The 22541-nt window shown below is 29.7% G+C and carries 21 protein-coding genes and 1 pseudogene; 1 reads left to right on the top strand and 21 read right to left on the bottom strand.

What is annotated here, in order from left to right:
* Nucleotides 1-257 precede the first annotated feature (257 nt).
* The 8 genes from RWQ74_RS03050 to truA form a co-directional block, all read right to left on the bottom strand.
* Nucleotides 258-1457, bottom strand: coding sequence for a leucine-rich repeat domain-containing protein (locus RWQ74_RS03050; RefSeq protein ID WP_314396683.1), 1200 nt, complete (start codon nt 1455-1457; stop codon nt 258-260).
* A complete protein-coding gene (locus tag RWQ74_RS03055) occupies nt 1438-3006 on the bottom strand; it encodes a hypothetical protein (protein ID WP_314396685.1) in 1569 nt (522 codons plus the stop codon). Before RWQ74_RS03055 ends, RWQ74_RS03050 begins: the two co-directional genes overlap by 20 nt.
* Nucleotides 3007-3012: 6 nt before the next feature.
* A complete protein-coding gene (locus tag RWQ74_RS03060; RefSeq protein ID WP_314396687.1) occupies nt 3013-3975 on the bottom strand; it encodes a glycosyltransferase family 2 protein in 963 nt (320 codons plus the stop codon).
* Nucleotides 3976-3990: 15 nt separating this feature from the next.
* Entirely contained in the window at nt 3991-5022 is a 1032-nt protein-coding gene (locus RWQ74_RS03065; RefSeq protein ID WP_314396689.1) for an L-threonylcarbamoyladenylate synthase, read from the bottom strand.
* A 25-nt stretch (nt 5023-5047) separates the two neighbouring features.
* On the bottom strand, nt 5048-5836 hold the full coding sequence (locus RWQ74_RS03070) for an energy-coupling factor transporter transmembrane component T (RefSeq protein ID WP_314396691.1): 789 nt from the start codon (nt 5834-5836) through the stop codon (nt 5048-5050).
* Nucleotides 5829-6716, bottom strand: coding sequence for an energy-coupling factor transporter ATPase (locus RWQ74_RS03075; protein ID WP_314396693.1), 888 nt, complete (start codon nt 6714-6716; stop codon nt 5829-5831). Before RWQ74_RS03075 ends, RWQ74_RS03070 begins: the two co-directional genes overlap by 8 nt.
* Entirely contained in the window at nt 6701-7522 is an 822-nt protein-coding gene (locus tag RWQ74_RS03080) for an energy-coupling factor transporter ATPase (RefSeq protein ID WP_314396695.1), read from the bottom strand. Before RWQ74_RS03080 ends, RWQ74_RS03075 begins: the two co-directional genes overlap by 16 nt.
* A 317-nt stretch (nt 7523-7839) precedes the next feature.
* Nucleotides 7840-8637 (bottom strand): tRNA pseudouridine(38-40) synthase TruA, encoded by a 798-nt coding sequence (gene truA, locus RWQ74_RS03085; protein WP_314396697.1) that lies wholly within the window; start codon nt 8635-8637, stop codon nt 7840-7842.
* A gap of 725 nt (nt 8638-9362) precedes the next feature.
* On the opposite strand from truA, the pseudogene RWQ74_RS08700 reads away from it, so the two are divergent.
* A pseudogene (locus RWQ74_RS08700) lies at nt 9363-9458 on the top strand (transposase); the annotation flags it as partial.
* A gap of 265 nt (nt 9459-9723) precedes the next feature.
* Here the strand turns inward: RWQ74_RS08700 and RWQ74_RS03095 are convergent.
* The 13 genes from RWQ74_RS03095 to RWQ74_RS03155 all read right to left on the bottom strand — a co-directional run bounded on the left by RWQ74_RS03095 (nt 9724) and on the right by RWQ74_RS03155 (nt 22079).
* Nucleotides 9724-11124, bottom strand: a complete 1401-nt coding sequence (locus tag RWQ74_RS03095; RefSeq protein ID WP_314396699.1) for an LPXTG cell wall anchor domain-containing protein — start codon at nt 11122-11124, stop codon at nt 9724-9726.
* A 528-nt stretch (nt 11125-11652) separates the two neighbouring features.
* Nucleotides 11653-11964, bottom strand: coding sequence for a hypothetical protein (locus tag RWQ74_RS03100; protein WP_314396702.1), 312 nt, complete (start codon nt 11962-11964; stop codon nt 11653-11655).
* 226 nt (nt 11965-12190) lie between these two features.
* A complete protein-coding gene (locus RWQ74_RS03105) occupies nt 12191-13873 on the bottom strand; it encodes an ABC transporter ATP-binding protein (RefSeq protein ID WP_314396704.1) in 1683 nt (560 codons plus the stop codon).
* A 21-nt stretch (nt 13874-13894) separates the two neighbouring features.
* Nucleotides 13895-14614 carry an ATP-binding cassette domain-containing protein gene (locus tag RWQ74_RS03110; protein ID WP_314396706.1) on the bottom strand — a complete coding sequence of 240 codons (720 nt, stop codon included), beginning with the start codon at nt 14612-14614 and terminating at the stop codon, nt 13895-13897.
* A gap of 171 nt (nt 14615-14785) precedes the next feature.
* Nucleotides 14786-15526, bottom strand: coding sequence for an ABC transporter permease (locus RWQ74_RS03115; protein ID WP_314396708.1), 741 nt, complete (start codon nt 15524-15526; stop codon nt 14786-14788).
* Nucleotides 15527-15763: 237 nt separating this feature from the next.
* A complete protein-coding gene (locus RWQ74_RS03120; RefSeq protein ID WP_314396711.1) occupies nt 15764-16399 on the bottom strand; it encodes a TetR/AcrR family transcriptional regulator in 636 nt (211 codons plus the stop codon).
* 306 nt (nt 16400-16705) lie between these two features.
* Nucleotides 16706-17470 carry a class I SAM-dependent methyltransferase gene (locus RWQ74_RS03125; RefSeq protein WP_314396713.1) on the bottom strand — a complete coding sequence of 255 codons (765 nt, stop codon included), beginning with the start codon at nt 17468-17470 and terminating at the stop codon, nt 16706-16708.
* A 61-nt stretch (nt 17471-17531) separates the two neighbouring features.
* Nucleotides 17532-18149 carry an SAP domain-containing protein gene (locus tag RWQ74_RS03130; protein ID WP_314396714.1) on the bottom strand — a complete coding sequence of 206 codons (618 nt, stop codon included), beginning with the start codon at nt 18147-18149 and terminating at the stop codon, nt 17532-17534.
* A 470-nt stretch (nt 18150-18619) separates the two neighbouring features.
* On the bottom strand, nt 18620-19384 hold the full coding sequence (locus tag RWQ74_RS03135; RefSeq protein WP_314396716.1) for an ATP-grasp domain-containing protein: 765 nt from the start codon (nt 19382-19384) through the stop codon (nt 18620-18622).
* Between the two features lie 62 nt (nt 19385-19446).
* Nucleotides 19447-19635, bottom strand: a complete 189-nt coding sequence (locus RWQ74_RS03140; RefSeq protein WP_314396718.1) for a hypothetical protein — start codon at nt 19633-19635, stop codon at nt 19447-19449.
* Between the two features lie 159 nt (nt 19636-19794).
* Nucleotides 19795-20394: a hypothetical protein gene (locus RWQ74_RS03145; RefSeq protein WP_314396720.1), complete on the bottom strand. Its 600-nt coding sequence runs from the start codon at nt 20392-20394 to the stop codon at nt 19795-19797.
* 345 nt (nt 20395-20739) lie between these two features.
* Nucleotides 20740-21282: a GNAT family N-acetyltransferase gene (locus RWQ74_RS03150; RefSeq protein ID WP_006703207.1), complete on the bottom strand. Its 543-nt coding sequence runs from the start codon at nt 21280-21282 to the stop codon at nt 20740-20742.
* Nucleotides 21283-21314: 32 nt separating this feature from the next.
* Nucleotides 21315-22079, bottom strand: a complete 765-nt coding sequence (locus RWQ74_RS03155; RefSeq protein WP_294683154.1) for a phospholipase D-like domain-containing protein — start codon at nt 22077-22079, stop codon at nt 21315-21317.
* Nucleotides 22080-22541: the final 462 nt, after the last annotated feature.

Consider the following 22541-nt stretch of genomic DNA (forward strand, 5'->3'; position numbering starts at 1 on the left):
AAGGGACGAATATTTTCGTGGTACCACCCAAATTCGAAGTAAATTTACTTCCTCTTTGTGAATAAAGCTCACTAACTATGTTAATACTATTGCTAGGTAGTAACATATATTGCTTATAGGTATTTTCAGCACCATACCCTCTCTTAAATAAGTTAAATATATATCGTGTCCTAAGTATATATTGATTTATTTCATTAATGTAATTCTAGCACAAAGATAGATGAATTTCAAGGGGAAACTCATCTATCTTTTACATTTTATTTATTTTTTCTCCAGTAGCTTCTAATGCCACTAAAAGTGAAAATTAGTATTAACACCATAAAAATATAATTTTTAATACTAAAATATTTCGCAGCTTCTGTTTTTACTATTTCTAGCTTTTTATCTATGTTATTAGACTTTTTAACCTCTAGATTACTTTTCTCGAATGAAGTTATATCACCGTCACTGATTTTAGTATCTTTCAAAGCGATATAATATAGATACTTAGCATCCTTTAATGCTGAAATATCAGTTACCAAAGTATTAGATATATCTATGCTAGAAATATTCGGCACATCTTTTAATGCATCAATATTTTTTAAACCTAGATTATCATTTAACATTAGTCGATATAGATATTTTTTACCTTTTAACGCATCTACATTCTCGATATTGTTTTTATATAATAGTAATTCCTCCAAGCTAACCAAATCTCTTAACGCTGAAATATCACTTATACTATTCCTATCCAAATAAAGTACTCTAAGAGATTTCAACTCAGCTAATGGTGTTAAATCTTTAATAGCATTTTCTTCTGCGACTAGACTCTCAAGTTTTCCTGCATTTTTTAAAAATGATATATTATCTAAACCTATACCTGAAATATTTAGACTTCTTAGATTTTCTAGTTTTAAATTATTCGGAATATAATCTTTTAAAACACTGTTCATCGAAATATCTAATGATTCTACTTTTAGATTATTTAGAAAATCTAAATTATTCATTAAATTTTTTCTAAGAACTAGTTGTCTTAACTTTGTTAATTTAGCTATACTCTTTGGATCTTTTATTTTATTATTAGTAAGATTCAAATCTTCCAACTCTACTAGCTTTTCTAATGGTGTAATATCCTCAATAAAGTTATTAGATAAATTTAAGTTTCTTAGATTAACAGCATGCTCTAACCCTTTTAGAGAAAAAATGTTTTTCCAAGGTAATGACAGACTTGTAAATTGCTCCATCATACCTACAGTTATTTCCTCACCTTTAAAGTCTTTATTAATATGAAACTTATAGTATTCTATTAAGGCTGCTTTAAGATTAAGATCATCGAAATCTATTTTTTCACTATTTTCAATTTCTGCAAATTTCTTTTCTCCAAAGGGTACATAAACATCGTTAGCTTTTATCGCTGGAGCAGATACTGTTAATCCTAATAACGTTATGATAAAAGCTTTATATATTACCTTTTTCATTTTTTTCCTCTTTATTTTTTCTATATTCAGTTATTTTATTTCTTACAATTATTAATCCATATGCAGCAAGTGGAATTAAAAATACAAAATACGGAAATACATATCTACTTTTTGCTTCCCATATCATATGGAATAACGTTCCACCAATAAAGGCTACAGGAATTATCGTTAGTATTTCTTTTTTCTTTTTATAAACATTTACTGCAAATACTACAGAAAATACATACACAAATACTTGAAATACCTTCATGATAAAGGTAAGTACGTGATGAGTTTCATCAAAGTAAATTTGTTTTATAAAAAAGTCTTTTACTTTTTCTAACTTAGTTTCATTATCAAAATTCCTTTGTGGTGCAGTTACCAATAAACTTTGGAATGTCGGTTCTATAAACTGATTTTCATACTTTCTTTGATAAAAATCTACAGCATATCTAGGATTTTTCCTAAATACATCTAATCTTTGCTTTATAGAATCTTTTGAAATCTCAGTTATACGCTTCGCATCATAGTCTTCTTCTGGCATAATATCGTAGTTAAATCTATTCCACCAACCAGCTTCACGATCACCTTCTTGCATCCCCATCGCTATCCATGTAATTTTCGGTACACCATCAGCAATGGTCTTTTGGCTTTTCACTTCATAATAGTTGTAGATTAAACTCTTAGAGGCACTCATTAAAAACAGACAGCTGACCATAAACGCAATGGCTTTTTTATCCCTTACTCTAATAAGATAAATAACTGCCGCCGAGAATATAGCTAACATATGTATTAAGTTATTACCTATAAATAGTATAGCAACATTAATACTTATAGCACTTATTACCAACATGTACCACTGCTTATGTTTAGTATACTTTATAAAATAATAATAAGCCAGTAGTGTTAAAAACATACCCGGTAACAATCCATAAACAAATGCAACATAAAATATTAACGGAAAACATAGACCACTAAGAATTACAACTAGATAATTCGTATCCTCATCATCAAACATTATATTAGCTATTTTATATAACATAAAGATAATAAAACTTATTGAAAAACTTTGCATTATATATAAAATAAATGTTGCTCTACCAAATAATGACAGTATAATTTGGAATAAAAATACTGTTGTAATTTGATGTGAATATATGTATAAATAGTTATTTCCTTTATCAAGACCACTGTAGTTTTCTCTTATGAAATTATTAGCTTGATCTATTACGTTAAATGGATCAAACTGAACATAGTCTCTTCTCAATATTGCAAACAAGATACTAATAATAAACGCATAGATCATAACTATCAATACTAATCTTTGAACACTTATTATCTTCTTCAAATATCTTGCTAATATTAAGATAACTATACTAAATATTATAAGGAACATAATATTTAGTATAGCACTGACATTTTCATAATATAAAGTTTCTTGATAATCTTTCGGAAATATCGCTGTTTTTGTTAATACTAATAAAGAGTTTATCCCCATAAGCACCATAAAAATTACAGCTATAACTTTTACTAAAAAGTTAGAAAATTTATTTAATATTTCCTTGTTCATTGTCAATTATTCCTCTTCATTTTTCTCTTCGTTTAAGAATTTTTCAACAATAAATCTTGGGCGTCCTTTTGTTTCTAAGTAGATTTTACCTACGTATTCACCCACAATACCTAGTGAAATCATAATCATTCCACCGATAAACCACATTGATATCATTAAACTTGACCATCCTGGTCTTGCAAAACCTGCAAAATAACTATACAATGTGTAGAAAAATACTATCGCAGCAATAAATATCATTAATGTTCCACCTATAGTAATAAATCTAATTAACTTTACAGATAAAGAAGTAATTCCTTCAAAAGCGAATGCCAACATCTTAGACAGTGGATACTTACTTTCTCCAGCGAATCTTTCTGCACGTTCATATGTAACGATGTCACTTGGATATCCAATCATAGGAACAATACCACGTAAGAATAAGTTTACTTCTTTGAATTGAGCTAATCCTTCCAACGCACGTTTACTCATTAAACGATAGTCAGCATGGTTAAACACTGTATTTGCTCCTAGTTTTTCCATTACTTTGTAAAAACCTTCAGCCGTAAAACGTTTAAAGAATGTATCTGTAGTTCTTGCAGAACGAACACCATAAACTACATCAGCACCAGCTAGATACTTCTTCATCATTTCATCCATAGCATTAATATCATCTTGTAAATCAGCATCCATTGAGATACTTACATCACAGTGATCTTTAACAGTCATAAGTCCTGCTAAAAGCGCATTTTGGTGTCCTCTATTTCTACTTAAGTTAATACCACTGAATAATGGATTTTTTTCATGAAGTTCTTCTATCATTTCCCATGTTCTGTCTTTTGAACCATCGTTCACTAAGACAACACGACTATCTTTTGAAATTAAATCTTCTTCTATCATAGAATTCATTTTAACTTCTAATCTTTTTGCAGTCTCGTTTAATACCTCTTCTTCATTGTAACAAGGTATAACTACATATAACTTTTTCATTACAAATCTCCTATTTTACTTTTTACTTATAGCTTTATTAAGTCTATTCAACAAAGCTTTATTCTCTTTCGTTTCTTCGATTGGTAGTATAAAAATCTCCTCTACCTTTTCTTCATCAAACTCCCTTAGAATATTATATAAATTTTTATTAGATTGTTCAACACTTTTCTCATTATCTGCTAAATATTTTATAGAAACATTTAAATCATTAACTCTAGATTCCATTTCTTTGTATGTAATAAAACCTGTTTTTTGATTTTTATCTTTTAAAATATTTATTAAATTTTCAAACGAATCATTAAACAATACTAATTCCGCTTCAGGAGAATAATGTCTATATTTCATTCCCGGCGATATAGGTGTAGCATCTTGTGTAAGTATTTCATCATTGTACTTCACACTACCTTCTCCTAATACAGCCTCAATGTCTTCTTTAGTAATATCCCCAGGGCGCGCAATAACAAGTGGATATCTTGTACAATCAATAACCGTACTTTCTAAACCGATATCCGATTGTTCATCTTCGATTATTACATCTATTTTCCCATTCAAATCATGATATACATGTTCAAATTTTGTTGGAGATGGCTTTCCACTTGTATTAGCACTTGGTGCTGCTAATAGAACTTTAGTTTCTTTTAATAATTCTCGAGCAGTAATATTAGACGGCATTCTGACAGCTAACGTATTTAAGCCCGCAGTAACCTTTTTAGAAATACCATTATCTTCTTTAACATTTAAAATTAAAGTCATCGGACCTGGCCAGAACTTATCTATCAATTTCTTAACATTTTCATCACTATAATCAACGATATTATCTAGCTGACTCATTTCATAAAAATGAACAATTAGTGGATTATCACTAGGACGACCTTTTGCCTCATATATCTTACTCACCGCTTCATCATCCATAGCGTTAGCACTTAAGCCATAAACAGTTTCTGTTGGAATAGCTACAAGCTTTCCTCTTTCGTAATACTCAGTTAACTTACTGTATATTTCTTCTTTACTTTCACTTTTCGAAATATTAATTATTTCAGTTTCCATCCTATCTCCTTTCTAAAATTTCATACTACACTAACATTATAAATATTGTAATAACTATTATTAATATATAACTTAAATAATCTAGTTTATTATATTTTAGTACTTTATACTTACTTCTTACAGCAGTAGTAGAATAGCCTCTCACTTCCATTGCAGTAGCAAGCTCATCAGCCCTTTTCAAAGTAGCTATAAATAATGGTATCAGTATAGGAATAAACTTCCTTACTTTCTGTGCTAAGGTTCCTTCATTAAAATCTGAACCACGTGAAACCTGTGCATTTATTATTCTATTAGTTTCTTCTAATATAGTCGGAATAAATCTAAGCGATATAGATAATACTAACGCAAAAGTCGAGATTGGCACCCCTACCTTCTGTAGAAACCCAAGACTCTTTTCTATAGCACTTGTTATTTCTGTTGGTGAGGTAGTAGCCATAAAGACAACCATTATCGCAACAACTAAAATAAACCTGACTGTAATCAATGCAATTCCTAAAAGTGCACCGCTATAAATCTTCCAACCTAATACTTCATACAACACGGTACCTTTTTTATTAAAAACAAGGTGAATCAATGAAGTAAATAAAATTAGTATACTAATAGCTTTTACGCTATTAATTAAAAATGCCGGACTCGTTTTAGATAGTATAACTATCGCCACCAACATTAAAAATAAGATAAAAAATTCTAACACATTATATGCAATAAAGACATCTACTAAGTACCAAATTACAAAAAATATTTTAACTCGCGAATCAAGATTATGAATAATAGTATTTAATGGAATATACTTGCTTATTAACGAATTATTCATTTCTACTACTTCCTATCTTATTTTTTAAAGCATTAATCAATTCTTCATATTTCCTAGGAAATACATCCAATACTATATTATTTGCTTCTAATTTTTTGTAAAACTTCAATACTTCTGGTAATTCTAATGAATTCGCCTTGAGTACTTGTTCATTCAAGAAAAGGTCTTCTACCTTACCTTCAAAACTAATTTCTCCATTTTTCAAGACGAAAACTTTATCCGCATATTCTAATACATAATCCATATTGTGAGTTACAAGTACTATCGTCATATCAAATTCTTCTTTAAGTCTTTTCACCATAGCCATGATTTCCTCACGACTCTGATAATCTAGGGCTACTGTAGGTTCATCTAATATTAGCACTTTGGGTTCTAAGGCAAGTACACCACATAAGGCAACTTTCCTCATCTCTCCTCCTGACAATTCAAAAGGAGATTTATCTAAGTAACTTTCGTCAAGTCCTACTAATTTTATTAATTCTTTTGCTTTTAAGATAGCTTTCTCTTCTGCGACTCCATAATTTAAGGGCGCAAAGATAATATCTTTTAGTACGCTTGTTTCAAATAATTGCTGTTCAGAAAACTGGAATAATACCGCAACATCTTGTCTTAATATTTTCAGTTTTTTAGCTAATTCTCTTCTTTCTTTTTTACTCTGTGGATTAGTAATCAATATATTATCTACTGCTACTTCTCCTTTTGTGGGTAATAATAAGCCATTAATATGCTCTATAAGGGTAGACTTTCCGCTACCTGTCTTACCTACTATTACCGTATAACTTCCTTCATCTATCTTCAAGTTTATATCTTTTAAGACTTCTCTAGCATATGGGGTCTTATAATTATAAGTATAGCTTATATTTTTTAAACTAATTTGCATATTTTTCTTACTACACTCCCCTCGTCTTCTTCTATTTCAAATATTTCTTGATTCAGGTAATTATTTAAATCTTTTTTTATTCTTTCTACAAAAGGAACCTCTAAGCTATATTTTTCTAAAATTTCAGGATCAGCATATAACGTTGTATAATTCCCTTGATAGACTATTTCTCCGCTTTCCAATATGACAATATCATCTGAATAAACACTCTCTTCTGCATCGTGAGTGATAGAGATTATAGTTATTCCTTTTTCTTTATTTATTTTTTTTATATACTCTAAAATAGACTTTTTAGCTTTAGGATCAAGCATACTCGTAGCCTCATCCAATATTAAAATCTCTGGTTCTAAAGCCAGTGAGGCTGCTATTGCCACCCTTTGTTTTTGCCCACCTGATAATGATGAAGGCTCATATTTTCTATAGTCCGTCATATCAACAATTTCTAATACTCTATCTATTATCTCATCCATCTTTTCTTGAAGAACATTTCTATTCTCAAGTCCAAATGCTATATCTTCTTCTACAGTAGATCCTACGAATTGATTGTCAGGATTTTGAAAAACAATAGCTATTTTATTTTTTATATCATCATAAAGTTCTTTATTGTATTCTTTATTATTAAAAGTTACTTTCCCTGAAGTTGCTAAATTCTGCCCATAAATCAACTTCATAAGCGTTGACTTCCCGCTTCCGTTTTTTCCTAAAACACTAAGCCAGCGCCCTTCTTTTATTTCTAAATTTATATTTGATAATGCAGTCTTTTTAGAACTAGAATATTGAAAAAAAACATCTTCAAATTTTATCATTTTATTACCTAATTTTCTACAGAATATCTTTTTATTATAACAAATATCCCGATTTTTCTCAAACCAAATATGGATGGCTATTTAAATATATTTATATCATTTTCATTTTTCTTAAAGAGAACTTTCGCTTCGGTTTCTCTCGGGGTTGACCCAAAAGTCCTAAAATTTGACAAAGTTCATATGAGAACTCATAGACGCAGTGGTTTATTGATATCTAAAATCGCTTTAGAAAAGCTTTTTATATATCTAATAAACTGTGCGGGGGTGACTCAACAAAATCTTGTTTCTCCGAAATCACGATTTTTGAGTCACTCCCATTATTTATTACAATAAGCTTTTAAACTATTATTTATAAATTTGTTTATTTTATCATCATCATAAACTACTTCTTTAAGGTACAATCCTGCTGCATCAGCTTTAGGCCCTGCGAATTGGCGTTCTTTTTTTTCTAATATTTCTTTAACATAATCCGCTTCATATTTACCAGCAGCCACATTTTGTATAGTTCCGATAATTATTCTAACCATATTATATAAGAAACCATTCCCAGTAATTTCAAAGTTTACAATATTAGGATTAACAGGATCTTTCTCCATAGTTAAACTATATATCGTTCTAACCTTATCCTCAACGCTAGAATTTTTTGAACAAAATGATGAAAAATCATGTTCTCCAATAAAATATTGCAGCGCTTCTTGAGCTTTTTCAAAATCAAAATCAAAACTATGTTTACCTACATAATTTAATAAGAATGGATCCACTTCTCTTCCAATATGCAATTTATAATAATATGTTTTTTGTGTACTATTATACCTAACATGAAAATCTTCAGAAGCTGACGTCGCCCCCACTATTCTAATATCTTTTGGAATAGTAGCATTTAGTGCCTTAACCCATGCTTCATCTGGAATATTCAAATCAGTGTCAAAATGTAATACCTGACCATAAGCGTGAACACCACTATCGGTTCTTCCACTCATATAAAGTCGTACATCTTTTTTATTAATTTTCTTTAAGCTTTTCTCAATTTCTTCTTGAATTGTATTATTGTTTGGTTGTATTTGAAACCCATGGTAATTACTACCATCATACCTACAAAGTAAAACTACTCTCACTCGTATCTCCTAAATATTTTATTTTAATCTTTATTTCTTACTTCTTAACCGTCGCATCATCCCTTGGATGATTTCTAACGACTCATTCTATATGCTATTATACCATAACAATAGAAAGAGAAAAAGACAAGATAAGAGTTCAGCACAACAACAAATAAGTATAAATCACTCTTAACTCTACTCAGCTGGCATACAAAGTTATAACTTTACCTTATATACTAAAAATATTATTTTGACAAAACAAAAAAAGGGAGTAATTCAAAAATCGTGATTTCAAATAATTACTTTCTTAAATTTATAGGTAAATTTCCAAAGTAAATTCCAGTAAGAAATTAAAGTGGAAATTACCTTGGGGAAAAAAGTAAAATAACAATAAAAATATTTCCAAGGTAAGTTCCGGTATAAAACAAGGAATTTTTACTTTGGGAGTTTTTCAAAAGGAATCAAAATAAAAAAAGCATGACAAATAGACCTGCAAATCACTATTCCCAGGTTAAATTTATATTATTTCTTTATTAATTAATTTCTTGAATTGATCTATAATAAATGCGCTTGATAATAGATATCAACCGTATTTAAATTTATAAAAAAATATAAAAGAATGTAAAATTCCTTTATAATTTAAGTATGAGCAAAAAGTCAAGAAAGGAAATTTACATTCATATGTGTAATTATAGCAAATCTCTTAAAACAACGCTACAAATAACTGACGAAAATATAAAAGACAGATTAAAAATACTATGTACTACAATGGGCTTTCTAATGGTCCTTTAGAGGGAATTAACAATAAAATTAAAGTTATCAAACGTATTTCTTATGGCTGCAATCTTTTAGTAACTTTAAAGCTAAAATACTCCTTGTATTCAGCTTATTTATACCTTCTAAAGCCATAAAGAAACCTAGATATTCAAAAGAAGAGTGTCAAGCTATTCTCGCTAAAAAGAAAAAAATAAAATCAAAACTAAAAAATAGGAAAAAAGCTATACCTCTTAATATAGCATAGCTTTCTTCTAATTTTCAAAATCAATTGCACTTGACAAAGAACCTAAAAAGAGGTGGTTTCTCTATCTTTGATTTAAATAGATTTTACTGTCTTTGTTTTCTTCTAATAGCTATTACAATCCCTAAAGATAACAATGCAATACCGAATGTATCAGTTGTTTTTAAACCAGTTTTCGGCAGATCTTCATTTTCTTTTTTTATGTTTTCCCCTTTTTTACTACTTTGATTGTTAGCTGTTGCAGTTTTAGTAATTTGTATACTTTCTTCATTATATTCAGCTTTTACTGGAGTTACTATTTGAACACGACTTTCTAAATCTTTTGCTCCTACTCTAATTCTCTCTAATATAGTGAATTTACTAAAATGATTTATTGTAAATTCTACTATTCCATCACTAAAACTACTTTTCTCCACTTTTTCTAAAACATTATTCTCTGCTATATGATATACTTCAAGCTTTGCAGAATTACTTTTCACTACAGATACTCTAACTGTACGTTCAGCATCACTATCTAGCTTCTTACCATCTTTTTTAAAGTGAATTTCAAAAACTTCAACAACCTTGTATTCGTTACCCAATTTATTGATAATTTCTTTATTAAGATTTTCATCATTTATAGCACCTACAAAGACCTCATCAGCTTTTATCTTATTTTTATCAAAAGATACATTAACATCGTGTCCTGATAATTTTGATGATAAAACATGATTGTCTGCAGCACTATTTAACAGATTTTCTTGTTTTTCTGTAGTTTCTTTTTTAGGAGTCTCTTTTTTTAGTTCTTTCTCAGCATTCCCCTCCTGAGAAGATTGTTCTTCTTTAGAAGTTTCTTTATTATCTTTATTTTTTGAGACTTCTTTATTGTCTTTTTTATCCTCTGGTGTCTTCTCTTCTTTTGGAGCTTCTTTATTATCTTTATCTTTTAAAACTTCTTTCTTATCTCCAGAAGTTTTTTCTTCTTTTACATTATCTTTTTTCAAATCATCTTCTAAAATAGTTTTTATTTTTTGAAGATTTTCATTATTAGGGTATACTGTTAATAAATCCTTAATTTTAGTTAACCACAAAATTTTAATTTCATGTTCTTTATTTTTATCCGTTTTAGCATCAGATATTATATGATTCAAAAATTCTCTTGCATCTATAGAATTCCAGTCAATCTTTTCTCCGATAGCTTCTCCATCAGTTTTATCATCTTTTGCTGGTTCTACAGGTTTTTTCGTTGGTTTCTCTACTGATTTATCTATAGTTTTTGGAGCTACTTCATTTAACTCGTCTAGTTTACTAGTTCCCGCTAAGTTCTTTCCTTCTATAATAGGTTTATTTAAATGCTCTTCAGTATCATTATGTTTTGTTTCTACAGCAGGTTTAATATTATTATCTTGTGCATAAGCTGTTCCAAGTGAACCAGCAGAAATACCTATTAAAATACTCGTAACAGCCACTGTAACTTTTTTTACTGAATATTTTTTATTTTTAGTCATAGCTTCCTCCTTATAAAATCATATAAAGTTTATAAAATTCGCTTTTATATCATTATAATTATAATATAAATGAACAAATTGAGCAAGCATTAATCCTTTTTTTGAATTATTAGTATAAAATTCTGTTAGAAATTGTATAAAAAGATTAAAATTTAAATATCATTTTAATTAATACTAGACAAAAAAAAATTCGAGATACGAAGCATAGCTCATATCTCAAATTTTATAAGTATTAAAAAATTATTGGAATTAGAATCATTAGAAAAATAACAAAATTTAAAATAATATCATCCTATTTTTGTTCCAAAAACTTATTTCCTCTTCTAATTACATAAATATTATAAATTATTTTCATTATATTATATATACATAAAATCAGCAAGTTATTATGTTTTCACTAAAAAAACGAACTGATACAGCATATCATGTTCGTTTTAAAATATTATCCAAGTATTTGTTTTACATTCATCTAGTAAATTCGTCCTCAAATGAATTAAACATTTATAATAACATCAGAAAAAATATTAATTATCTTATACTGTGTTTATTCATTTTTTCTTGGAAAATCTCCGTAATAACTTTACGCAGTTCTTCTTTTTCTTTTTCTGGCCATTCTCCCTCTTTTTGAGCTGCTGCATAAAGTTCTGGATACTCAACAGAAATTCTCTTTACTGTACGTGTGTTAGCATGTTTTCTTACGAAAAATGGAATCTTCTTCATTAATTCTTCAGGAACTAATGAAAGTATTCTTTCTGCGGTCTCTTTATCACTAATTACCGAAAAAGTAAGACCTTTCTTAATCTGTTCTTGTTCCTGTTCTGTAAAATCTTCTAACTTCATTCTTGTTCTCCTAAATATGTATATCTCTTAATTAAAGATTATATACTAAGAGTTAGGAAACAACAAATATATTCTACTGATAGAGATTATCAATATTATAAGTAAATATACAATATTAAACAGATTTATTAAATATATGAACTATATTCTTAAATCATTAAGCAATTCACAATCGACTCGTAAATTTTGATTTACATTTTATAATATTATATTTTAACTATCAAAGTCATACACTTAACTTAAACAACTTATAAAACTCACCTTCCCTATACATCAAGTCGTCAAAAATACCGTCTTCTACAATGACACCATCTTTCATAAAAAGAATTCTATCATATTTTTTTAAAATAGTTTCATTTAACTTGTGTGTGACAACAAGAGCTGTCAAATCTCGGATTTTCAAAATTGAATTTTCAATTTCAGTAGTAACTTGATTATCCAAAGATGAAGTAGCCTCATCTAATAATAAGATTGGCGTTTTACGAATTAAGGCACGTGCAATGCTAAGTCTCTGTTTTTGTCCACCGGATAAATTTGATCCATTCTCACCGCATAAAGTTTGCAAACCTAATTCATTTTCTAAAATATAATTTTCTAACCCAGACTGCTGTACAGCTTGTTTTATATCATCTTCTGCGAAAGGTTGATTAAGGGTAATATTCGCACTTAAAGTATCATCAAAAATATAAACATCTTGCTGAACAACAGTCATTAAATTATATAGGCTCTCTGACGAAATATCTTGCAAATCTTGATTATCAATTGAAATGTGCCCACTTGTTACATCGTAAAAACGCAATAATAGATTAAGTAAAGTTGATTTCCCACTCCCTGACATACCTACGATTGCAATTTTTTCACCCTTTTTAATATTCAAAGATAAATTATTGAAAATTTTTTCTTCAGAGTTAGGATAAAAAAAATCAATATTTGAAAAAGAAATAACATCATCGAAATATTCTTTCCTTTTACCAGTTTGTAGTTCGTATACATCCTTCATCTCAAATGAACCTAATGTTGCCTTTCCTTCATGGAATCTACTTATTCCCATACCAATTTCATTTAGTGGCATTACTACAAAATTGACTAGTTGAACAATAGCTGTTACACTTCCAATTGTGGTATGACCATCGAAGACGAGATACATTCCTCCGCCAAAGGCTACTAAAAACACAATCATCCCTGAAAGCTGAGAAATAACATTAGTCAAAGTATCAAATTTTCCTTTCATAAAATATATCTCATCCAATTTTTCGCTTTCATGACTGTAATCTTGACGAATAGCCTCCTTAACATTAAAACTTTTAATAACTAGAAAACCTGATAGAATATCTTTAACCTTAGCTAAATACTTCTGATCGGCAATAATAGCACTATTCTGTAACGAAACTGACATTTTCCCAATAAATCCTGAAATTATCATTGGAATAATGCTGGTAATGATAACCAATAAAGTTAAAAACCAGTTACCTATAAACATGGCTATTAGCGAGAAAATCATCAAGGAAAAGTTTTTTGAAATATTAAAATACTGGTACAAATAGTCTTGCTCAATTTTCTTCATATTTTCAGTCAATATAGAAATATATTTTCCTGATTTATCCTTAGAAAATTCTCTATAATCCTTATCTAAAATCGATTGAAACACCTTATTTTTATATCTTGACATAATTTTTCTAACAAGTTTATTTCTCAATCGAAGGGATATAAAATTAAGCCCTGCATAGAGAAAAATAACAGTAGCGCCGACTAGTACCGCCTGGGTCAGAGCTTCTCTATTTTGCGACATTCCACTATCGATAATATCTTTAATAGAATAAGCAAAAGCAATATTAGTTAAAGGGACTAGCATATTAAAAATCATGAAAGCATAATAAAACTTTTTATGATTCTTTATTAATTGTTTCATTCTTAATCCACCCCATAATTCTTAAATTTTATTTAGAAAATGCGACATAAAATATTCTTCTAAGTCAATATTCTCACTCATAATTTCTTTCATAGAGATTTGTTCAATCATTTCTCCATTTTTTATAACACCAATCTTATCTGCTATCTGTGAAATTTCGGATAAGATATGACTTGAGATTAATATTGTAATTCCATGTTCCTTAGAAAGCGTCAGCAAAAGATTTCGAATTTCTTGAATTCCTATTGGATCCAAACCATTAATTGGTTCATCTAAGATTAATAATCTAGGTTTTGTTAAAAAAGCCCTAGCTAAACCGAGTCTCTGCCTCATTCCTAACGAAAACTCTTTTACTTTTTTAGTAGTATTTTTTAATCCCACCATACTTAAGACACTTATTATATCTGATTCAGTTATATTTTCCCCCATATACTGAGCATGAATTTTTAAGACTTCTTTTGCAGTACAATTTTCATAAAAAATTGGTGTTTCAATAATACTACCAATCTGACTTAGAATTTCCTCTCTGTGTTCTTGTAAATTTTTCCCGAAAATTTCAATACTACCAGATGTAATAGTTGATAAGGACAACATACATTTCATTAAAGTTGTTTTCCCAGCACCATTGGGACCTAAAAAACCATATATTTCTCCTTCAGCAATTTGAAGATTAATACCACTCAAAATTTCTTCCTTATCAATAGTTTTAAAAAGTTCTTTTATTTCAACAACATTTTTCATTTCTATACCTCTCTTTCTATATCCAACTCTCAATACAAGATTCTTTTTTCAGGATTATAAATACTAACTTGTATAGTCTCCTCTTTTAAAGTAATTATTAAAAAACTATTACTTATTTTAGTCGTTTCATTTTTATTCCTGAAACAATTCATTCCAGTAAATTAAGTTATACTACTTGATATTAATATCTTTTCTTGAAATATTATAAATTGAAACTGAAGCAATAATTATACTTATGAAGCTAGCAAATATTAAGAATAATGAGTTGTTAACAAAATTATTAGTTAAACTTCCCGGAGTTGCATTAGATAGTAATGCTGCTAAACCAAGTCCTGAAAGCATTGTTATAGGTGTTGAATACTTAATCATACCTATAACAAAAGGTAATACCCCAATTAATACTGTCCCAAATGAAATTCCGATTAGATTAATTAATTGATTAACTACTGGGATATAATTTGATTCAGTTAAAACCGCGACTAATTTAATTAATAATTGAATAACTAAATGTGCAGTAAAATGAGCAATAAATGATATTAAAATCACCGATATAACTTTTCCCCATAGTAACTTTATTTTTGAAATAGGGTAAGAAAACAACTGAAAAATTGTTCTTTGTTTAAATTCATCAATAAAAATTATAGACAATAAATAAGCTTCAAAAATTAAAAATGCTGCTTTTGTAAATAAAGATGAAAACAATGAGGTAGCAATTGCCCAATTTTCCCATTTATCAGCAATTCTAAAATTATTAGAACCCTGCCCTACAAATTCTCCCAATTTATTATCCGTACATAGTCCCATAATTATAATTCCCGTAACACCTAATACTATCAATATAGTAAAAAACCAAGCCAAAAATAATTTAGATTTTGAAACCTTATTTATTTCAATTTTAATAAGCGACAACATAGATTTTTCCTCCTAAAAGTATATATAGTTTATATTATTTAGACTATTCTGAACACATATTCAAAATAATCACTTTAATGAAACATCACTATTCCACATACCTTCGGTATGTTACTATTTAAAAATATAAACATACTATCGGTATGTAAATATGGTTTTTAATAACATACCTGAGTATGTTATTTTTAAAATATCAAATACATAAAATCATTGCTAACAAAAATACCCTAAGATTATTTATTTAATACCTTTTAAGTGATCAAATAATTCGAAAATTATCTCCATCATTTCATCAGAAATCAATTGTACCCCTAGTCCATCAAACGAAAGTTTAATGAATTTCATTTTTCTCTTTAGTTCCTCTACTGAATAAACAGAAATTTGAAATCCAATCCAAATATTTAAAGTTAAAACAATCAAATCAGCTAGTTCTTCTGGATATTCTGTTTTAATCGATTCATCTTTAACACCTTCGTAAACTCTTTCTCTAATTTCTGGTAAAAAATCAGAAAATAAACTTAGATACTGCTCTCCTAACAAACGTGGGCTCCTTAGCTTAATCGAAGCTGAATATACAAGCCTTTGTTGTTCAAAATTAGAGAAAGCATCCATCAAAGAATTTTGTATTTTTTCTAACCCAGTATCTCCTCTCCAATTATAATTTAAAATCTCTTGATTGTTTGCTCTAATAATCGATTGTAATATTTCTTGTTTTGACTCAAAATGATGATAAATAACACCTTTTGTCAATCCACCTAATTCATTTATTATATCTTGTATTGAGGTATTATCAAATCCCTTTTTTAAAAATAAATCTTTAGAAACCTCTAGTATTTTTTTTCTAGTTTCATGTGGATTTCTATTCCTTGCCATAATATCTCCTTTCTATCATACCAGCGGTATGTAATTTCATTATAATGCACTAAACTAATAATGTCAAGTTTCTTATTGTTTCTCCCCACTTTATTTTTTAGAGTTTACTCTTAATATTAGTTCAAGTTGTTATACAAAGTAATCTTATACTCTCTCCTCTTTTATACATCACAATGTATTTACCGTTTAATAAATTGCTATGTTATAGCGTTTTATTTGATTATTTGAGTTAGACAGACTAGGATTTAGATTTTAACTCATTCGGAAAATAACAAGAGCTATTCTCCTAAAGTATGTTCTATACCATTATAGTTTAATACAAAGTGTAGCTATATAGTCATTTCCATAATGTGATAATCTATTTCTTTTATCACATGATTCATAAAAATCTATCATAGCGAGACCATTTTTAAGTTGTCCTCGGATCTGAGTTTCTAAGGTGTGGCTAAATTCATATCCATATTCTGGATTTATAGTTATCTTGCCTTCCTCTTCAAGCTCTTTCGAATTAAAAGGTATTGAGAATTTTAAAAGTAATTCTTCATCGGGTTTGTCCCATACAATGTCAGCATCATACATGTATATCCAAGGATTCATAAATCCGACCATTAACAATCCACCCTTTTTCAATACTCGAGAGGATTCTTTATATATATTTTCTAAATCTTCTACATATACATTTGAAACTGGATTAAAAATAATATCAAATGTTTCATTTTCAAATGGAAATGGTTTTGTCATATCGCCTTGAACTGTATTGATTTTTAAGCCTTCTCTTTTAGCAACCATTTCATCTCTTTGCAATTGTGATTTAGAAAAATCCATTATAGTTACATCGTAACCTTTTATAGCAAAAACTGGACCTTGCTGACCACCACCACAAGCTAAACCTAATATCTTTTTTCCGTTTGCTTTTTCAAACCATTCTTTTGGAACTTTTTTTCCAACAGTTAATGCAACAGAAATTGGATTATTTCTAACTTCTTCTAATTGTTCGTGTGTCAATGGCTCAGTATAGTCATTTTTTACATTATTCCATCTATCTTCATTTAATTTTATATAACTGTTCATCTTATAATCTCCTCATAATTTTTCAAATGTGAGCAATTGTTAAAAAGCATCCAATATATTTTTATTTGCGGTACTCCTCTAATTTGAATCCATATTCATTTAGAAGTTGTTTTGAATAAATTTTTTCATTTTTTGAGTTTCTAACTTCTTTCCAAAGGATAGCCGCAACTTTTAACTTGTTAGAATAATTATTGCTGTGTTCATCTGCACAAAATTCTTTCAGAAATTGATTCCACTGACAAGTCGAATTATCATACTTTGCATAATCTGACTCTCCATAATATATTTTTATCATATCTTGAATTGTAAATTCTTTATCGTTATCACTTTTTACTTTTCTCCAAGCCGTTGCCATATCAGCATTAAATTTAAACGGGCTAACTCCTGTTACAGCTGAAAAATAATCTCTAAATTTTTGGTTAAAAGAAAAACCACATTCTAGCAATGGTGTATTTAAAGATATTACTTCGGCATGTTTTTTGTTTACTTTTCTTGTAGACTTTTCTATTCTATTTCCCTTGAAATATTGTTCAATAATATAGTTCAATTCTTTCTTTGTACATCTATACTCTAGTCCAAGAGACTTACATATTTGTGAAAGCTCTTCTCGATACCAATAGTACTTGTTAAATTCCTCAAATGATTCTATATCTTTAAAACTAGGTCTAATTTCTGTCACACACTCACCTCCAAAACTTCAATTATATATTTCACACATAATCAACTTATTTTATTATACAATACTCCTTAGGTTTCATAAATTAAAATAAAGACTTACTCAAAGATACCAATATACTTTAACGATATCCTTAGAATAACCCTTTATTTTCTACACTTCATTTATTCACTAGTTGCAACTTTTGACATTAATACTACACACTCATCGATTCACTGTTACCTCATCACCACCGCTCTACAACAACTATCTCATAAAGCATTCGTAATTAATGGCTTCGATCTACGCCCTTGTCATTAAAACGACTGCTTCAACATGGCCTCGGTTCTCCAAAGAGTAATGCATTTCATATCTACTGTACACAGGAATGGTAGAACACCTATTTTCGCCTTAAAATGGGTATATCGAAACGATACCAATAAAAAACTGAAACTTACTAGTTGCAGTCAAACACAGATTTACTTCTGTTTCTTTTAGAAACTTATATTTTCATTTTTAGGCATAGTAAAAATATCGTTTCTTTCAAAATAAGGTTTTACCAATTCTTTCCATCTAGCTTTATGAAAATTGATTGACTTTAAAGGAGATAGTCCATAATTTCCCAATGCATAACCATCATTTACTTCAACAACAAGTGTCCTGCCATCACTAGTAACACCGATATCTAGTCCATAAGCTATTGGCGCATCTTTCCAACATGATATGGCTTTATCAATTACACTAGGATCAAATTGTGCATGATAATCACCTGTATAGGGCCGAACATCTAGTACGCGACCATCTAAAACAAAACAACGCCATTCTGCTATGAATTCTACAACCTCACTTATCCATATAGGATAGTCAAAAGGTAGACCAATACCAATCAAATCACGGGTTCCGTTAACAACTCTTCCAGTAAAGACTTTTGAACCAGCTTTAGGCTTAATAAATTTTCCCCAATTATCAGGTATATTTACAATCTCTCCTAAAACACCTTCATAAATCTTTCGACCATAAAACTCTTTGAGTTCAATAGGGTAGTCATAAACCGGAATGTTTAACCCCATCATTTTTAGTAATGCTCTAGTCTCCGTTATATAATCTACAACTGTATCATCACTTGTTAACTGTTTTATTTCAGAAAAAGATTGATATAAAATAACTTCTTCTCCTTGTAAGTAGGCACCTACTTGAGCATTGTACTTATTAATTGAAACTTCACTTGGTAGTTTGCTTTGTCTAATATAAACAACCATTTCATCACTCCTGTTTCACTAGTTTCGCACCTGTTTGTAAAAAAATAATAGCTCTTTTGCTGTTATTTTTTTGAGTAAATAGCTCCCATAATATCATCAAAATAATCAACGGTATTTAGGAGTAATTCAATAACCTGGGACTTTGTTAGTCGCATTCCTCTTCTATCTCTAGCATCTTCTACTAAATTTTCAAGTTTCTCTAGATTTTTATCATCCAAGCTAATCATTATTCTCTTTTTATCAGTTGCCATTTTCTTCACCTCTAGTTAATTCTATCACAGGTGTAACACTTGTGTCAACTACTTTTATAATATACTATTGAAAAAAATGGGAACTTTTTATATTAGGTAACAAAATATCCCAACGGTATTAGAGAATTGAAGTATTCTCTTTCTAATCTATAGAAATGTCTATTCTGTTCGAGTTTCAGCTAAATATATTCCCCATTCAGCTAATTTTTCAGGCAAATCATAAACAGTTCTTCCATTACTTTCATAGATTTCAGAGATTCCTGGTGAGGTCTTAGAAAAAGTTTCCCAAACTGTCACTAGTTCTTCTACAAATTGAATATTATGAGGTTCAAAAAAGTCATTAAATTTCGATAGTTCTTTACTATAAATTGTCACAACATTATAGCTATCAAGCATGATCTCATCATGACTTTTATGCCCACCAAATCCAAACTTACTTAGTCCATCATTAACAAGTAAATCACCGTATCTAATCAACAGTGCTAGGCATTCCTCTCTTGAACAACCATCAATATAATAAACATCCTTATGAGATTCCTTGATAATATTCTTTTCTATCACTTTTTCTCTATCAATACTGACAGGCAATTCCAAAATAAAAAACAAGGGCTCATCATGAATCGCAATAAAGTGTTGAAAAACCTCTAATATTTTTTCTGCGTGTACATTCGCCATCAAATGATGTTCAGTTAACTTTGTAAATGATTCAAACAGGTTTTCTACCAAGCTAACTCGGTGACCTTTTACTAAATTCAACATTATGCGTCCTCCAGAGAATTTAAATATTATACACATTTATAATCTCATTATACCATTAAAACCTCAAAAAGACTGCAACTTCCCAGTCACAGTCTCTTATAAATCTACCTCAGTTCCTTATACTGAACTACATTCGGAACAGAAAATATTGGTAGTAAAAGAAGCATTTCAATAATTTATTCATACCTATTAGGAACGTTTCTCTAACAAGCTTACACACTCAACATGAAACGAGTGAACACTAAGTATGTCAAGTAGTTGCGTTCGTATGTGGGAACATATCTATAAACCTTTTAACGATAAGTAGGGTTATCGTTAAAAGGTATTACCTAGACAAACTGGGATTTACTTAGTCGACAGCCACTCTCCCTTTGATAGACAGGTTATGTGTTCTGTGCGAAGAATACCTTCAAATGCACATAGAACGTTTTCTTTTGTATGATGATAACGGAAACCACATTTTTCCTGAACTCTCTTTGACTTTGTATTGCCGTCAAAATAACCGCACCACATTTTCTCCAGATTCAGGTCATCAAATCCATGTCTCATAATCTCACGAACTGCTTCTGGTATCAGACCCTGACCCCAATACGGAACTCCTATCCAGTAACCAATCTCCGCCTCAGTATCAGGAATACCTTTATCACTTACAGAGCCGATCATCAATCCTATGCTACCCACTGGCTGCATCGTTTCTTTTAAAACTATGGCGTATGTCTCAGGTGCTGAAAAAACACTTTTTATAATCTCCTTGCTATTTTCAACACTGGTATGTACAGGCCAACCTGCAATCGGACCAACCTCTGGATTACTGGCATACTGAAATAAATCATTTGCATCACTTTCTTCCCATGGACGAAGAATCAATCTTTCCGTTTCTAAAATCATTTTGTCCTCCTTAAATTCAAATTTGTCTTTGTTTAAAAATAAATCCCATTATATAATTCCATAAACTCTTTAGCAAACTTTTTGACAAGTTCATGATCAAGTGCAGTTACTAAAGTTTCTACATTTTTATTAGCTGTTGGTGTCCAATTATATGATCCGTGCATTACATAGTCCATATCTATGATACAAAACTTATCATGCATACGGTTATATCCTTTATTTCCCCATCTCGGAATGACCACAACATCGAACTTATTCTCTCTCAGTTTTGAAATCATATTTATATTTGAGTCTTCCTGCGAAACTATTATTCTTACATTTAATCCTTGCTTCTTTTTCGCTAATAACTCTTGATAAATAGCTTCATTAGAAAACCATGCAACAGCTGCCCAAATTATAAATTTAGCATCTCTAATTCCCTGAATTACTTCATCTTGAATTGCATCAAAAACTACATTATGCTCTGTTACTTCATCTGGTGTATCAATTACCTGTGGACGTATTTCAACGTGATGTAAAGCATAATCATCAGACTCCTCATATACATACTCTACTAACTCTTCTAGAATCTTCTCATTTTCTTCTGCGATTTCTAACAAAGGAACCGGAACTCGTAATTCCACAATCTCCCAATGTTGATAGGAACGCCCATGATTTGCAAATTCATATTGTGGAACAAAGTTTACTCTTGCTCTACCTATTAACCTCAACAGTTGGTCTCTTGATTCAATTGTTCTGTATTTTCTATCATATTTCAATACTTCTATCAGAGTCTTAATGAAAGCACTTCTATCCATTAATATCACCTCTCTTTATATATTTACCACTCTTAGTTCTTTTATCGTTTGGTTTTTCAGCGTCTGCAGGAATATCCCAATATAATCCAATCTTTATGGCACCAGGTACACGTCCCTATATGCAGAGGATTAGTATACTTGTTTCTTAGTTATATTATAATGTTAATTAGGCTATTTTACAATTGTCAAATTTATAGCTGGGTGCCAGTGGGTGCATTTTTTCTTATTATCCATTCTCTAGTGTCAACTCTAGGCTATGGATATGTTCCCGCTCAACCTTATTTTCTCTCAAATAATAAGGCTTACTCTAAGCTATCGATACCTTTTAACGATAGCCTAGAATAAGCCTTTATTTTCTATATTTTATTTACTTAGCGGGTGCAACTCTTAACATCAATACTACACATTCAACATGTGCTGAGAGCTTTCTTCTATACTAATAGACGAAAGGGTGTGAAAATG

The sequence above is a fragment of the uncultured Gemella sp. genome (assembly GCF_963525165.1).
Lineage (GTDB): Bacteria > Bacillota > Bacilli > Staphylococcales > Gemellaceae > Gemella.